Annotated in this window: 8 protein-coding genes; 3 read left to right on the forward strand and 5 right to left on the reverse strand. The window is 59.4% G+C overall.

Going from position 1 to position 16,233, the window contains the following annotated elements; all coding sequences use genetic code 11:
- Positions 1-2 precede the first annotated feature (2 nt).
- Positions 3-1,061, forward strand: a complete 1,059-nt coding sequence (locus PAE61_RS16360; protein ID WP_271113401.1) for a saccharopine dehydrogenase — start codon at positions 3-5, stop codon at positions 1,059-1,061.
- Positions 1,058-2,206 (forward strand): saccharopine dehydrogenase C-terminal domain-containing protein, encoded by a 1,149-nt coding sequence (locus PAE61_RS16365; protein ID WP_271113402.1) that lies wholly within the window; start codon positions 1,058-1,060, stop codon positions 2,204-2,206. Before PAE61_RS16360 ends, PAE61_RS16365 begins: the two co-directional genes overlap by 4 nt.
- Positions 2,207-2,261: 55 nt before the next feature.
- On the opposite strand, the gene putA is transcribed toward PAE61_RS16365, so the two are convergent.
- Together putA and PAE61_RS16375 are read right to left on the reverse strand one after the other, a co-directional pair.
- Positions 2,262-5,672 (reverse strand): bifunctional proline dehydrogenase/L-glutamate gamma-semialdehyde dehydrogenase PutA, encoded by a 3,411-nt coding sequence (gene putA, locus PAE61_RS16370; RefSeq protein ID WP_271113403.1) that lies wholly within the window; start codon positions 5,670-5,672, stop codon positions 2,262-2,264.
- A 213-nt stretch (positions 5,673-5,885) separates the two neighbouring features.
- Positions 5,886-6,827: an IS5 family transposase gene (locus tag PAE61_RS16375; protein WP_434803137.1), complete on the reverse strand. Its 942-nt coding sequence runs from the start codon at positions 6,825-6,827 to the stop codon at positions 5,886-5,888.
- A gap of 5 nt (positions 6,828-6,832) precedes the next feature.
- Here PAE61_RS16375 and PAE61_RS16380 point away from each other — a divergent pair, with 5 nt between their 5' ends.
- Positions 6,833-8,218 (forward strand): IS1182 family transposase, encoded by a 1,386-nt coding sequence (locus PAE61_RS16380; RefSeq protein WP_271112107.1) that lies wholly within the window; start codon positions 6,833-6,835, stop codon positions 8,216-8,218.
- Between the two features lie 328 nt (positions 8,219-8,546).
- Here the strand turns inward: PAE61_RS16380 and PAE61_RS16385 are convergent, their stop codons facing one another.
- The 3 genes from PAE61_RS16385 to PAE61_RS16395 form a co-directional block, all read right to left on the reverse strand.
- Positions 8,547-9,320 carry a sulfotransferase family 2 domain-containing protein gene (locus PAE61_RS16385; RefSeq protein ID WP_271113404.1) on the reverse strand — a complete coding sequence of 258 codons (774 nt, stop codon included), beginning with the start codon at positions 9,318-9,320 and terminating at the stop codon, positions 8,547-8,549.
- A 116-nt stretch (positions 9,321-9,436) separates the two neighbouring features.
- The gene (locus PAE61_RS16390) at positions 9,437-11,971 is read right to left on the reverse strand and encodes a glycosyltransferase (RefSeq protein ID WP_271113405.1); all 2,535 of its coding nucleotides are present in this window, start codon (positions 11,969-11,971) and stop codon (positions 9,437-9,439) included.
- 98 nt (positions 11,972-12,069) lie between these two features.
- Positions 12,070-16,002 carry a glycosyltransferase gene (locus PAE61_RS16395; RefSeq protein WP_271113406.1) on the reverse strand — a complete coding sequence of 1,311 codons (3,933 nt, stop codon included), beginning with the start codon at positions 16,000-16,002 and terminating at the stop codon, positions 12,070-12,072.
- Positions 16,003-16,233: the final 231 nt, after the last annotated feature.

Raw genomic sequence — 16,233 nt, forward strand, 5'->3', positions numbered from 1 at the left:
GCATGACGCAAATCTGGGTGCGCAGCGAAACCCGTCCGAATGAGGACAGGACCGGAGTCACACCCGATGGCGTCAAGGACCTGATCTCGTCCGGATTTGACGTAACGGTCGAGGAATCCGCTGATCGCGTCTTCCCGGATGAGGCATATCGCGATGCAGGTGCGACCATCGCTCCTGCCGGAAGCTGGGAGAACGCGGCTGAGGATGCGTTTATTCTTGGGCTGAAAGAACTGCCCGATGACGGGACGCCTCTGCGTCACAGGCACGTCATGTTCGGCCATGCTTTCAAGGGTCAAACGGGCGCACAGGACTTGCTGCGCCGCTTTCGGGATGGCGGCGGGCGCTTATATGATCTGGAATATCTGACCGATGAAAACGGAAGACGGCTTGCCGCGTTCGGCTTTTGGGCCGGTTTCGTGGGTGCCGCTGTTTCGCTGAAAGCCTGGGCAGCTCAGCAGCGCGGTGAGTTTTGCGGGCCGGTTCATGCGTTTGGCGATAAGAATACGCTGATGACAGAGCTTCGGGCCGATCTCGATGCGGTTATCTCTCCGCGACCGCATGCGATCATCGTCGGGGCAAAGGGCCGGGTGGGGCGCGGTGCGCATGATCTTCTGGTGAGTATGGGATGCCGCGTTACCGAATGGGACATTGAGGAAACCCGGGACCGCACCGCTTTCCCCGAAATTCTGGAACATGAGCTGTTCATCAACGCAATTCTCGCACATAAGGATAGCCCGGTTCTGGTGCCGGAAAGCGCCGTCCAGCCGATGCGGGTGCTGCGCGTGATCGGTGATGTGGCCTGCGATCCCGGCAGTGAGTTCAATCCGGTGCGGGTCTATGACCGGGTGACAAGCTGGCAGGATCCGGTGATCCGCGTTGCCTCTGATCCGCCGCTGGATGTGATGGCGATCGACAACCTGCCCTCAATGCTGCCGCTGGAGGCGTCGCAGGACTTCGCCGCTCAGCTTCTGCCCCTGCTGAAGATGCTGGATCAGCCAGAGGACGGCGCCTGGGGCCGGGCAAAACTCGTTTTCGACCGACATGTAAAGGATCTTTCATGACGACGACTCACTGGGTTCATGCGGGCGTTGATGCGCTTTTCGGAATCAACAAGCTGATCGGAGATGGAACCGATCTGCGCGTCTGGACAAGAGATGACCCGCCTCTTGCCGGCGTTTCGCCAGAGCTTCAGCGGAGATACGAGCCTGAAGCATTATGGAAAGCCGTTGAGCCGGGCGATATTATCATCGCGCCGCGACCCACCGATCTGGCGGTCGCGCGGCTTGCAATGGATCGCGGAGCGCATCTTGCGGTGGGCTGGCATGTCTCGCCGGAGCTTACGGAAGCGGTCTCCTCTGCGGCGGAAAAGGAATTGTCGGTCCTGTCCGAAGTCGGAATGGTTCCCGGTATCGACCATCTGATGGCGCGGGATCTGGTGAATGATTACAGCCAGAACGCCGAACCGGAAGATGTGCTGCATTTCACCTCTTATGGTGGCGGAATGCCGAAACATCCCGATAACTTCCGGCATAAGTTCAATATTTCCCCGCTATCGCTGCTGAACTCTCTGGCCACGCCGACATCATGGATCGAGGACGGCCAGACAAAGCGAGCAGAGTTCCCCTTCGACGTGATCCGCGCCTATGATCTGAACCTGCCGACCCCTGAGCGGCATCAGGTCTATCCGTATTACGACATTGATCCCTATCTGAAATCCTACGGCTTCGACCCGGCCTGGACCCTGTCCACCGCAGAGCGGGGCGCGATCCGGCTGAAAGGATGGAATGAAGGTTGGGCCTCGGTCTTCGACAGCATCCGGCAGACCGGCAAGGAAACGAATGCTCTGGCGCGTCTTGCGGAAGAGCTGTGGGAGGAACATCCTTTCGCACCGGGCGAGGCGGATCGGGTCGTGTTGTCGGTGTCGCTTCGGGCCGAGCAGAACGGCAAGACAAGATGGCACAAGGAATGGGTGCTGGATGATCGCGGCGGAATCCACGGATTCGCCCGGTTCAGGCTGCAATCCATGATGTATGCGCTTGCCGCGAAGGCTCTGAGCGCCAATGAGATAAAGCCGGGTCTGCATATCGGCCCGACTGCGCCTCATCTGATTGCAAGCTGGCTTGTCGAGATCACCAATGAGGCGCGGTATTCGCGCCGCATCAACCATCTGCGCGAGGAAGAGCCCCAGATGGGGCTGGCAAGCTGATCCCGGTCCCTGCCGCAACGCCTGCAAGGCAGGGATCGTCCCGCAGACGATCCTTTTACCCCGCCAACAGCGCCGCGTTGCCGCCTGCCGCAGTCGTATCCACGCAAAGATGCCTTTCATGGGCGATATGGGCGAGGTCGGGCAGGGTGGTGATCAAGGCCTTGATCTCTCCGTGGCGGGACGCAAGCGCCTGCGCATAGGCGCGAGCCTGATCCTCATTTCCCCACCAGATCGCGGCGGAGAAACCGTCAAGCGTTGTCAGCGCGTCCGGGGCGAGGTCTCCGTTTACCGCGACGGCGTGACTGCCAAGCGCTTCGATGGCCTGAACTTGCGCCGCCACCGCCTGCTTGCCGGGGCCGAGGCAGAGAAGCGGCGGGCGGGTGACGGTTGTCAGGCGGTTAAGCTCTCCGGTTGGACCAGGCATTATTGTTTCCGAGATGTCGCGCTCGAGCGCATCCGCCAGCGATTTTTGCAGCGCTTTTATATCGGCCTTGCCCCCGAAGCCGCCGGGCTTCGCGGAAGGGCTGGCCGGAGCATAGAAGCGGGGCAGGTAGTTCGGCCCGCCCGCCTTGGGGCCGGTGCCTGACAGACCCTCGCCGCCGAAGGGCTGGCTGCCGACAATCGCGCCGATCTGGTTGCGGTTCACATAGATATTGCCGGCATGAACAGCATCCGCGATCTCTTGCACGCGGCTGTCGATGCGGGTGTGCAGGCCGAAGGTCAGTCCGAAGCCCCGCGCGTTCACAGCGGCAATCACCTTTTCCAGATCCCGGTTTTTGAAGGTGGCGAGATGTAGGACGGGGCCAAAGACCTCGCGTTCGAGATCGTCGATGCCGTTCACTTTCAGCAAGGTTGGCGGCACGAAGCTTCCCTGCGCAGGCACGGCGAGCTTATGCAGAAGATTGCCGCTTTGCGCGTCGATATAGCCGGAAATATCCGCCTGCGCCTCGGCGTCGATGACCGGGCCGACATCGGTTGACAGATCGCGCGGATCGCCGATGCCAAGCTGGTCCATCGCGCCTTTCAGCATCTCGATCATCTGCGGCGCAACGTCTTCCTGCACATAAAGACAGCGCAGGGCCGAGCATCGCTGACCTGCCGACTGGAAGCTGGAGGCAACAATATCCCGCACGGCCTGTTCGGGCAGGGCGGTGGAATCGACGATCATCGCGTTCAGCCCGCCGGTTTCCGCGATCAGCGGGGTGCCGGGAGCGAGGTTTTCGGCCATCGCCTTCGCGATGATTTTCGCCGTGTCGGTCGAGCCGGTGAAGACGACGCCATTGATCCTTGCGTCAGAGGTCAGCGCCGCGCCAACCGTCCCGCCATCGCCGGGCAGAAGTTGCAGCGCATGAACCGGCACGCCTGCCTTGTGCAGCAGCCGGGTGGCGACGGCGGCGATCAGCGGGGTCTGTTCGGCGGGTTTCGCCAGCACCGCGTTGCCCCCCATCATGGCAGCGGCGATCTGGCCGGTGAAGATCGCCAGTGGGAAGTTCCACGGGCTGATCGCGGTGAAGATGCCACGCGGCGCGTCGTCGCGATTTTCGCCTTGCAGCGCGTAATAGCGCAGGAAATCCACCGCCTCACGCAACTCGCTGACTGCATCGGGCAGGGATTTCCCGGCTTCCAGATGCAGAGTAGAGAAGATTTCCCCGAAGTTTTCTTCGTAAAGATCGGCGGCGCGGCGCAGTATGCCCGCGCGTTCGGCTGCTGTGGCGTTCCAAGGGGCGGCGTCAGCGATGGCGTGGGCGGCGGTGTCGGCATCGGCCTCGGTCACCTGCGCCACGGTTTCGCCGGTGGCCGGGTTTCTGACCGGACGGGCGGTGCCGGACGGTTCGGACACCGTGATCGGAGCGGCATCGGCCAGTTGCGCGGGCGCGGCAATGCGGATGCGGGTCAGCGTGGTCTCATCCGTCAGGTCGAAGCCGCGCGAGTTCCTGCGCTCGGGACCGAAGATGTTTTCGGGCCGTTCCAGCAGCGCGGGCGGGGCGGCAGTCGCAAGCTGAGCAAAGGGGTCCTGCGCGATCTCTTCCGGCGGCACGTCCTCATCCACGATCTGATGCACGAAGGATGAATTCGCGCCGTTTTCCAGCAGGCGGCGGACCAGATAGGCCAGCAAGTCGCGATGTGCGCCGACCGGGGCATAGATGCGGCAGCGCCGGTTTCCGGCCTCTTTCAGGATGATTTCGTGCAGGCGTTCGCCCATGCCGTGCAGGCGCTGGAACTCATAGTCGATATCGCCGACCATTTCGAGAATTGCCGCCACCGTATGGGCGTTATGGGTGGCGAATTGCGGATAGATGCGGTCGGCATAACCGATCAGCTTCCGGGCATTTGCGATATAAGAAACATCTGTTTCTACCTTGCGGGTAAACAGCGTGAAACCGGGCAGGCCAAGCACCTGCGCGTGTTTCATCTCGGTATCCCAATAGGCGCCCTTGACCAGCCTGACCATGATGCGGCGATCCAGTTTTTCCGCAAGCCCATGCAGCCAGTCGATCACCATCCCGGCGCGTTTGCCGTAAGCCTGCACGACGACGCCGAACCCGTCCCAGCCAGCAAGGGAAGGATCGGACAGCACGGCTTCGATGATCTTCATGGACAGGACGAGCCGGTCCTGCTCCTCGGCGTCGATATTCATCCCCATATTCGCAGCCTTGGCGGCGCGGGCGAGATCAAGCACCACCGGCACCAGATCGGCGATGGCGCGGTCTTCATGCGCAACCTCATAACGGGGATGCAGTGCCGATAATTTGATTGAAATCCCGGGATTCTCGCGGATCGAAGCCTTGTCGCAGGATTTCGCAATCGACCTGATCGCGTCGGCATAGGCTTTGGCATAGCGGTCGGCATCCGCGCGGGTCATCGCGGCTTCGCCGAGCATGTCATAGCTGTAGCTGTAGCCCTGCTTTTCCTGCTCTGCCGCGTTTTTCAACGCCTCGGCGATGGTCTGGCCCAGAACGAATTGCTTGCCCATTTCGCGCATGGCGCGGTTGACGGCCGTGCGGATCACCGGCTCGCCCAGACGCTTGATCGCGCCGCGCAGTGTGCCGACCACGCCGGGCTGGTCATCGTCCAGCACCTTGCCGGTCAGCATCAGCGCCCAGGTCGAGGCGTTGACGAGGCTGGAGGATGCCTCGCCCAAATGCTTCCCCCAGTCCGACGGCGCGATCTTGTCCTCGATCAGCGCATCCATCGTGATCTTGTCGGGGACGCGCAGCATGGCCTCGGCAAGGCACATCAGCGCGATGCCTTCGCGGGTGGACAGACCGTATTCGGACAGGAAATGCTCCATCAGCGTGGGCTTGTCCTCGGCACGGATGCGGCGGACCAGATCGGCGGCGCGGGCCGAGATGCGGGAACGGTCATCCTCTGACAGCGCCGCAATGCCGATCAGTTCGGGCAGCAGCTCATCGACGGGTCGGAACTTGGCTTCGGGTGTAAATGCGGTCAGATCGGGCGCGTTCATATCCATCCTCCTGTTGTGAATGCCAGTTTATTCGATAACCATAAGTCATTGTGGCTGAATTTCGGCTTTATTGCAGTGAGTTCGGCTTATTTTTGAAGACACCTTAAGTTTAACGGTCTGTTACCAATGTCTGGCGCGGGCATGGCTGCTGCGTGCAACGCACCTTGTTGCATGGGTCAGCCTTCGGACGCAATCGCGCCTTTCCCCTTGAATCTATGCGACACGTTTGAAGACCGCACGACCGATGCGGGTCATGCGGTTGAGTGATTTTGTGGTGATCTTATTTTCTGTGATTTGGCGGTCCATTTCCCTGGCGTTTAGCCTTGGGCCGATGACGAACTTGCGGCGCCCGATCTGGGCTTCGACGAGGGCTCGAGCATTGTACCCCGTTGCTGACTGCCACGCCATTCGGCCATGCTCGGCGATATGCTCTATGTGAGCGTCGCGCCTATCGCTCAGGCCAGGGACTGCGGTGATCGGCGGGGGGATGGTGATCTCGACATCGGGTCCGAAAGCCTCGCTCAAGCAGTTGGAAACCCCGGTCCCGTCATAGGCTCCGTCAGCAAGGATGCGGGCCACCGGGGTTTCGATCCCGGCGATGAGTTCAGGCAACGCGGTTTCGTCGCCGACCTGGTCTATGGTCAGCAGCGAGGCGATGATCTCGCCGCTATCAGGATCGTATCCGATGTGCAGTTTGCGCCAGGATTTGCGGGTCTTTCCCGTGCCATGTTTGACCTCCTGCCAGCCTGAACCACGGTGGATCTTCAGGCCCGTGCTATCCACGATCAGCGTGACTGGGCCTGATGATTTCGGCCTGTCGTCCACGACCGAAAGGCCAATCGTGCGCCGCGACAAGGTCGAGAAGTCTGGAACCGGCAACTCCACGCCCATCAGTCCAAGTAGCGACCGGACGAACCCCTGGGTTTGGCGCAACGGCTGGTGAAAGATCAGCCCCAGCGTCAGGCAGGTCTCGATCGCGAAGTCCGAATATTTCGGCCGGCCCCCGCGACCCTTTCGTTTCGGCGCTGACCACTTCCCGGCAGTCCCATCCTCGATCCAGATCGTCACGTCCCCGCGACGGCTTATTTTGTTGAAAAACTCGTGCTTGATTGAAGGGCATCTGGCTGATTCAATTCCTGCAATGGGTGGGAGGATTGGCGATGATGGGACCGCGGCAGGAGGCGCAGCCGGCGCTGTTTTACGAGTTCTCACTGGAGGATCATGTTCCTCAGGAGCATCTTCTTCGGTCCATTGATCGGTTTGTCGATCTCAGCAGCATCCGTGCGCATCTTTCGGATTTCTACAGCCACACCGGCCGGCCGTCTGTCGATCCCGAGTTGCTGATCCGGATGCTGCTGGTTGGCTATTGCTTCGGCATTCGTTCGGAGCGGCGCCTTTGCGAAGAGGTGCATCTGAATCTGGCCTATCGCTGGTTCTGCCGCCTGGATCTCAGCGACCGGGTTCCGGATCATTCGACGTTTTCGAAGAACCGGCACGGGCGGTTCCGCGACAGCGAGTTGCTGAGGCATCTGTTCGAGATGACCGTCACGCGCTGCATCGAGGAGGGGCTGGTCAGCGGGCAGCGGCTGGCGGTGGATGCCAGCCTGATCGAGGCGGATGCCAATAAGCAGAACTCGACAGCGAAGGAAGATTGGGATGCAACGCTGATAGACCCCTCGGATGCGCCCCGCGCCGTGCGCGAATACCTTGACACGTTGGACAAGGCCGCATTTGGCGCCGCCAGCGAGGTCCATCCGAAATTCACCTCACATTCCGACCCGGCCAGCCAATGGACGGCGGCGCGCAAAGGTCCGGCATTCTTCAGCTATTCCGACAATTACCTGATCGACACGGATCATGGCGTGATTGTCGATGTCGAGGCGACACGATCCATCCGGCAGGCCGAGGTCGGATCAACCAAAACCATGCTGAAGAGGGTGAAAGACAAGTTCGACCTGCATCCTGAACGCCTGATCGCGGATACCGCCTACGGCACCGGACCGATGTTGGGCTGGCTGGTCGACAGGGGCATTGCCCCGCATATCCCTGTCTTCGACAAGTCCGGGCGCAATGACGGCACCTGGACCCGGGCAGACTTCGAATGGGATGCAGAGAACGATCAATACATCTGCCCGGAAGGTCACAGGCTCAAACAGTTCCGCCGCAACTATTCGGACCCGAACCGCGGCCCGACTGGCAAGGGAACCGCCAAATACCGCGCACTGAAACTGACCTGCCAGCCCTGCCCATCGAAACAGAAGTGCTGCCCGAACGCCGATGCCAGATCAATCACCCGCGAGGAACACGAAGATGCGCGCCAGATCGCCCGGGACATCGCCAAGACCCGCCAATACGAAATCTCGATGAAGCTCCGCAAGAAGGTCGAGATGCTGTTTGCTCATCTGAAACGCATCCTCGGGCTGGGGCGCCTGCGGCTAAGGGGACCTTGCGGCGCGAACGACGAATTCCTCCTTGCCGCCACCGCCCAGAACCTCCGCAAACTCGCCAAGATCTTTCCTGCACCGCAGCATCCGCGAAAAGCCTGACACCAGAAAGGCTTGCACCCGAAGGAAACGGTCCAAAAGGCCCCCGATGGCAACGCGTTTTTCCACAGAATCGGCGGGAAGCCTCGTTGTAATCCGACCAATTGGTCACCGCGTATCTCGTCTTGGGAAACTTGTCGCGGCGATCAGCGTTGAATTTATGCGGCATCGCACGCTACCATCAAAACAACAGAGCGCACTTTCTCGCCGAAATCAGCGACCCATGCAACAAGGTGCCGTTTACCCAATTTTCAGTACTGGCAGCATATACAAGTGGCTACGACGCGAAGAGCCTGGCCGAAAGAAAAATTTGCGATAAAATTCCGCAATTTTAAGAGGACAGCCGCGACTTCAGATCTGCGATCAGCGCTTCGTCACGCTCTGCAAAGCTCTCTAGGCGCGCTAAATTACGGTCGCTTTCCATTGCGGCTGCCAGCTTGGGCCACCGTTTCGCGCCCGCCTCATGATCGCCTGCATTGACGAAGATGCGGGTCAGGGCGATTTTCGCGCCGAAGTTTCGCCGTATATCCGCTTCCAACAGATCCAGCCGGTCCGTGAAGTAGACGCCCTGCAAATCGGAAAGCCCCGCCATAGCGCGTTGATGGATCTCATCATTGTCCAAACCAGCAAGGATTTTTCGTCCCCGCATCAGCCTGCTGGCGAAATAGCTGCAATAGAAATTATCGTAGTGATCAAGGATGAATTTCTGCCATTGAGCATCGCCTCCGAAAAAATATTCATCGGGGGTTTCCTCAAGCGCCTTTCGCATGCCCAGATTGATAGGCTGCGCAAGCTCTTCGGAGGACAGGGCGTGGGCATCCTTGATGAGATAGAAATAGAACGAGGCGATCCGCTCTTTAGGGTCGCGCAGAACGGTGAAGGCAAACCTGTCCTTCGGCAGTTTATCCAGCTGTGTCCAGTCCAGATGGCCGGAATACAGACGGTAACCAGCGGGCATCTGATCGCAGTCCCCTGCCTGAATATGGACGCGGATCGGGGACACATATTCCGGACCGCCGACAAGTTTGACCAGTCGGTTGTGGATGGTCTGTCCGGCAGTTTTAGGGATATGCAAAAAAACGATGGGATTATCAGTAGAGATCATAAATATTCATGCCTGATGCATTATTGTTATGAAGAATTCTTTGCCCGCATGGCATCGAAACCAACGGTTAACCTTGTGCGGGGTTCCCGAATGCTGCGGTAAGCGGCTGAGCACAATCAGTAGTGTGACATAGGGTTCTTGCTGTCGGTGGGGATGCCGGTTTGGTTATCGGGGCCTGTCAGTCGAGAAATCAGTTCATCCATCGAATAGCGGCCATCGGTGAGCGGAACGATCCCGCCGCGCCGTCCTTTTGAAACTGCGTTGCGTACTGCTTCGGCCTGAGCTCCGAGATCAAAGCACCAGACCGGCAGACCGGTAGCGATCATTTCATGCACGGCGAAACAGAAGGTTTCGGGCCATACCGAGGGCAGAAACCAGCGTGACACTCCGTATTTGCGCATGATCCTGCCCAGATCGGAAAGGTCATAACTGCCATGCACCGCTGAAGGCGCGGTCAGGCTGAAATTCGGGTCAATATTGCCGATCAGCACCAACCTCCCCGCCCGGCGTCGGGAGAGTTCGGCTGAAAGATCCTGCAAAACCTGCGCGCCTTTGGGTCCGCTTATATTGCCCAGAACGCCGATCACGGGCTTGCCGGATTTCGTCCCGATATCCATCGGAGCGATACTATGAGGCAGCATATGCGGACGAATCTGGATGTGCGAAGCCTTATCCGGCCATGCCGTGCGCACGATCTCGGCCGAACTTTCGGAAAACACCGTTAGTTTGTCCGCCTCCGAGATCGCCGCCGCCCAGTGATCCGACCAGACGGTCAAGGGAATAGAGGATCCGTCAGCCCGCAAATAGGAATGGGCCGGATCGGTCGAGTTCCGGTCCGGAACCCCGGTATAAGTACCGTCACGGTTCAGAAGCGTATAGGACGGGCTGATCGGGAAGAAATCGTTGAAAGCCACCTCAAGCGTATTGCCGGATCGCCTGCCAAGCCGTGCCAGAAAATCGGGAATTGCCAGAGGGTCTCCGCCGCCGACGCCGCAGGAATAGACAAGTCCAAGAGGACCGCCGAATTCCAGAATGGATTCGATGACAGAGATATCCTGAGTAGATGCGACGGTGGTTCCGACGGTGCTATGCAACTCCATCTGCCATGCTGCACCGGGCATGGCCCGGATAACGACCGCGAAGCCGGTCTGCCGAACGCGCATGTGAACACGCTGGCGCAGATAGGTTTCTGCGCCTCCGCTCATGGCATGGCCTAGAATGACAGTAAGTTTCTCGCCCTTCGCCGCGACACGTCTGGCTGCAAGCGAAAGGCCGACCGCCAATCTTTGCGTGCGCAGCGGGTCATGCTTGATGAAGTCCTGCACCTGTTGGTCATATTCCGGATAGCGGTGGGTAATCCGGGCCGAGTTCTCCTGTATGAGCTGCCGCTTCGCTTCGCTGCCGAAGGACTGACCGCCGACATGTTCGACGAACACGCCCGCATTCAGCACGTTTCGCCCACCCTCGCGGATGGCTCTCTGGCACCAGTCGACCTCTTCGCCATAGCCCTTGCCGAAGGCCGGATCGAATTGAGGTATGCGGCGCAGCATGTCGATATTCATCGCCATGCAGAACCCCACACCGGTCGGCGCATCAGCGATGGCTTCAGGGCCCGACAGGCGACGCGCCACCTGATCCATTGAATCGGCCTCACCCTCATTCAGCGTGAAAGCGGTGCAGATCACCGGAATATTGGCGATCTCGGCATTGCTGGACATCGGCGTAACGGATGAGATCGACGGGTCCGCAAGGATTGGTGCCAGCACACGGCTGGCCCAACCTTCGGAAACGAAAGCATCGGTGTTCAGCAAAACGACATGATCGCCTCGCTCGCGGGCGATGTCGAAACCGCGATTCACGGACCCGATAAAGCCCATGTTTTGCGGATTGCTCAGCAATGTCATGCGGTCCGGCCCGAGCTCATTCGCAAGCCGGTCCAGAAAGGGGCCGATCCGTTTGTCGGGTGAGGCATCGTCGATAACAACCAGATGCCAGGGTAAATCGGTATGCCTGCGCACCCGGTCCACTGCTTGCACCATAAGATCGTGACCCTGATAAACCGGCATGATGATGGTAACAGGCGTCTGCCCGGTTTCTTCCCATCCGCTTCCGTCCAGAAATGAGGGGTTCAGCCTCGGTCGCGAGCGTCGCTCAGAGCGGATCGCCGCGACAATACGCTGCCGGACATTCGGGTCGCGCGTCCGTACCCACAGCATGATATCGGGCGCAATCCTGAAGCAAAGCCGGGAAAAAGCCCAGACGACCTTGGTCTCGCCCATCATCCGCGAAAACAGATCGGCTTTGGGCAGCGTAAAGCGCAAATCCTCGCCATTGCGCCGCAGTATTATGCGATCCGGCGATCCGGGCAGCGTCACCGCAAAGCCCAGAAGATCGCTACCGTCTCCCAGATGTGCCCTGACATCGGGGCGGGCCAGATCAGGTTCGATCCGGACGACATCGGCGTTGCCCTCGACAAGGATTTCGTCGGCATCTGCCCAACCTTCGAGGCGCAGCGCATTCCCGGTTGCGACGAGGCGCTCAAGATAACCGATGCGGGTGCCCTCGCGATCGACAAGCCGCGGACCTGCCAGAGGGAGCCCATCGAAACTTTGACGAAACTCAAGAAAGCTGCGCCGCAGTTCTTTGAACACGTGAAATCTCTCCCTCAACCCTGCAGATCCGCGAATATTGCTGCGGACCGCCTATCCGGCCCGCATATCTTACAGAGCCGATCAGTCCGTCCGGCAGATTACTGCCGGAGAACCTCTTCCAGTAAAGCATCGTATCCGGGCAGTGAAGTTGCAAGTCCGTGCTGCGAGAATACCCACCGACGTATGCTTTCCCGATCCGTCTCCTTGCCTTTACGGGCGCGGGCGATGGCGGTTTTCAGTGCCTTGGTCCATTCTTCCGTGGTGTTTTCGACCAAGGTCAGCCCCGGCATATCGTCGCCGAGCCTGCGATAGACCGGCATATCCGAGGCGAGCACCGGAAGCCCGAGCGCCGCGTAATCAAGCGCCTTGAGGTTCGACTTGTGCCGGTTGAACCGGCTATCGACCAGAGGGGCGACCGCGAAATCAAAGCCACCGGACAGGCTTTTTACCCAGGGAACGAAGCGTTGATAATCCTTCTCTGCGTCGGGGATCTCGATCCGCTCAATCCAGTCCGGCAGTTCCTCGTCGCGTAACACCCCGATCATCGCCAGCCGAAAATCAGGATTCGCGGCTGCCATTGCGGCAAGGGCGGGCTGGATCATCTCCAGATCCGCACTATGCGTATAAGTGCCCATATAAAGTGCGGTGATTGCCTTGTTCTGCGTTTTCGCGGGCAATGCTCCGCGCCAAAGCCGTTCGCTGAGCCTATTTGGCAGCAGCCTTACATCGGCATTATAGCGCTGCAATTCTTCTCGAAGCGGCTCGGTCGATGTGGTGACGATCCGGGCGGATCTGACAAGCTTTTCCAACTCGGGCGCATAGTCGCGATAAACCCCGTTCGGGTCCTTGTCAGCCGGAACCTCCATCAGGTTATCGTCCAGTTCCATCACATAAGAGATGCCGGATTGCGAAAATGCGTCCAGCACCGGGTCGATCAGCGAGGGGGGGATTGCGTTGCGCTGAATGATCGCTCCGTTAATCGCAGCCTCCTGAAGATTGGCCTTCAGGGCTGGCGGGGCCATACGCACGAAGATTGCGCTGCGATCGGCTGCGTTCCGGGTCCGCTCCCATACGCGGATTTCAGTCGAGGCGAATGCACGTTTCAGATCGAGTGCCGAGGGTGCGACCACGCCGATGATCGGGCGTTTTTCCTGACCGCGTACAGAAGCATAGACGTTACGGTAATGCGCCGCCATCATCTGGGTGGTCCCGGCAAGCCCTCGGCCCTGTTGCCAGTCGGCAACGGCACTTTCGGCACGGTTCTGTTCGTCGCTGTCATGAGCGATGCGCAGGATTTCGTCATATATCGCGCCGATACCGTTGCGCGGCAGAACCCAGCCCGCGCCTGTCCTGCGGACCCGCGTGGCGACTGTCGGATAGTCGAGAACGAACGCAGGCAGCCCCGCAGACCAAAGCTCGGTCAGGGTATGGCAATAGGTTTCGTCCCAGATCGAGAAAATCGCTCCGAGATGTGCGCCGATTTCCTTTGCGCGTTTGCTGAATTCGTGGCGCTTATATGTGCCATGCTCGATCACGCGGGGATGGATAATCGGGTTATCTCCGCCCATCCGTCCCAGAACATGGAATTCCAACAGCCCGGCCTCGTCATGCTCGACAAGCTGACGGATGACTTCCAGGCCTTTGGGCGGACCGATGCTGCCGGGAATAAGGATTCTGACCGGTTCGCCTTCTCGCGGCGCCACGCGAGACATTTCCATCCCGGTGAAATTACGTCCATGTGGGATCACGAAGAAGCGTTCAGGGTCGATGCCGGGTAGATGGGCAATGATCCGCTCGCGTGCGCTGTCAGAGGTGGTGACGAAAGCGTCGCAATATTTCATCACATCAGAGAACCGGTCACGCCAGACATGAACCCAGCTATCCTTGAGTGGCGGCATGCTGTCGGGACGCCAGAGTTCCGGAGTGCAGGGCGTATCGGAGGCGGTGCATTTGCCGCCGCAGAAGACGCCGTCTCCGTCCAGCAGTTTGACAGTCGGGCAGAGTGCATAAAAATCATGGAACGACAGGACCACACCCGCGCCCTGTTCTCGGGCAAGCCGCGGCAGGCTCAGCCCATGCCAGCCGAGATGGCGGATATGCACAATCTCGGGGGCGAGCCACTCCAGCCACTCTGCCACGACCGCGTCATATTCTCCCGAGCTATGGCGGATCGGGTCGACGCGCTCTTCCAGACGGTGGGTTTTGACCTCATGAAGCTCGCCATCCTGCATCCGGCTGAGCGTCAGCACGGCGCTGTCGCAGTGCAGAAGCCAGGGGTTTACCTCGTCCGAAACTGCTGTCATCAGATCCAGATTGGTTTGCGGTGTGCCCCCGGTCCGGGTCGATACGACGAAAAGGGCAGGGGGAAGATCGGCCGAAGATCCTGCGCAGTCCAGCACGGCCTGCCGCGCCCTGAAACGCGCCATCAGAATTTCCGGGCCCTTGGTAAAAACGCCGATGGATTTCTTGTACTCGGGATAGCGGACATCAATGACCTTGCGTCCCGCCTCCATCAGTTCGGTCTTGGCGTCCCCGAAGCTTTTCGACCGGTCATGGAAAACATAGGTCCGGTCATCGATCAGATGCGTCCAGCCTGCGCGACCGGCCCGCATGCAGAAATCGTTCTCCTCGCCATAGCCGCGCGGAAATGCCTCGGCATCCAGCGGGCCGATTTCTTCGACACAGGACCGATTTATGAACATGCAGAAACCGTTTCCGGTCGGCACGATAGGATAGATGCCCAGACCCCGACGACGAAACGCCCGGGAATAGGTTATTTCGTCAACACCTGCCGGCAGGTTGTTATCATTGCCGATCCGGGGAGCAGAGAATGCTCCGGCGCGGTCGGACATCGGCGTGACCGTGGCCACGCGCGGCCGGGAATTGGCCGCACGGAGAATGCCTTCCAGCCAGCCCGGAGTCACCCGCGCATCGCTGTTGAGAAGCAGGGGATGCTTGCGACCGATGGCGTCGATCCCGCGATTGATCGTCCGTGTGAAGCCCAGATTCTCTTCGTTGGTCAGGACGCGCATATTCGGCCAGTCAGCCTGCGCTTGTTGCAGTATCCCGGCGATGCGTGGATCGGGTGAGGCGTCGTTGATGAAAAGAATGTCGGCCTCGGGCGAAGTGAAGCGGGCCAGCCGGTCGATGCAGGTGACCACGTCATCATAGGCGTTGTAGACAGGGATGATGATGCCGATATCCACCGGGGTAATCCGTGGCGCATAAAGGGGCTGCGGCTGCGGAACCTTCCCGCCGCACTGAATGCGAACTGATGCCGCGATCAGGCCATCGGGGGTGCGGATGGACAGCTCATGCTGGCCTTGCTCCAGCCAGGCCAGTCGCAATGCCGCATCGAAACCGCCCAGACCGTCAGTCTTGCCTGCTTTCTGAAGGTCCCGCCGCCGTTTTTCGGTGCGTCGCGTCACCAGCGGGACACCATCAATCAGGATATCGACGTCGAAAACCCTGCCACGTTTTTTCTTGTCGACGGCCCAGCCCCGAAGCCCGTCATCCGAGACCTGTTCGATACGACAATCGTACAAGGTTGAGGTATCAGCTTTCTGAACCGGCCGCGTATTTTCGCGGGGTTTCTCATCGGTGATTGGTTTACTGATAGAGTCCATTTCTTCAAGCGCTTCCACGAACAGGCTCGGTCCTATCCGTTTCTTCAGCAGCGGAGTCCCGTCATCCGCGTTGCGGACCTCTATCAGTTTTCCATAGAGCTTTGTTTTCGGTATGCGCGGCACAGTGATAATGAAGCCATAGCGGCCCGTTCCGATGCCTGCCGCCTGGACATCCTGACGGTGTTCATCGGCCGACAGACCCGAGCGGAGCAGTTTCCCGCCCAGTAAAATATCGACATGCAAAGGAGAATCTGAATCGGCGCTTTTTACCCATCCGTGAATCCGACCGTCGGTGATGCTGTCGATATTGCCCAGCATACCTGCTTTCCGACCGCCTGCGCCTGCTTTGAACGCGGCTTTGCGGACGAGATGATAGAGTTTTTGCTGTTGGGATTTCGTACTCATCTTTGCCTATCCAGTGGGCGTTGCCAGCGCGTATTCGGTTCAGGGTGCCAAGTGCCTAGCAATCATAGTCATATTTGAAGCGGCCTGATTTTTATCGGCGATGGGGTACAGAAAGATATCTGTGCTGTCGACTGCCATTGTCCGCTGCCACCGCCCGCATATTGGACATACCCTCATATAGGACATATACAACGGAGCGTCTGGAATTCTATCTGTCCGTGTACTGCGATT

Source organism: Paracoccus aerodenitrificans (assembly GCF_027913215.1).
Classification (GTDB): domain Bacteria; phylum Pseudomonadota; class Alphaproteobacteria; order Rhodobacterales; family Rhodobacteraceae; genus Paracoccus; species Paracoccus aerodenitrificans.

Excerpts from the sequence above, each read along its gene's own strand:
- PAE61_RS16360 (WP_271113401.1), top strand. The coding sequence starts at position 3 with ATGACGCAAATCTGGGTGCGCAGCGAAACCCGTCCGAATGAGGACAGG.
- PAE61_RS16365 (WP_271113402.1), top strand. The coding sequence starts at position 1,058 with ATGACGACGACTCACTGGGTTCATGCGGGCGTTGATGCGCTTTTCGGA.
- putA (WP_271113403.1), bottom strand. The coding sequence starts at position 5,672 with ATGAACGCGCCCGATCTGACCGCATTTACACCCGAAGCCAAGTTCCGA.
- PAE61_RS16380 (WP_271112107.1), top strand. The coding sequence starts at position 6,833 with ATGATGGGACCGCGGCAGGAGGCGCAGCCGGCGCTGTTTTACGAGTTC.
- PAE61_RS16385 (WP_271113404.1), bottom strand. The coding sequence starts at position 9,320 with ATGATCTCTACTGATAATCCCATCGTTTTTTTGCATATCCCTAAAACT.
- PAE61_RS16395 (WP_271113406.1), bottom strand. The coding sequence starts at position 16,002 with ATGAGTACGAAATCCCAACAGCAAAAACTCTATCATCTCGTCCGCAAA.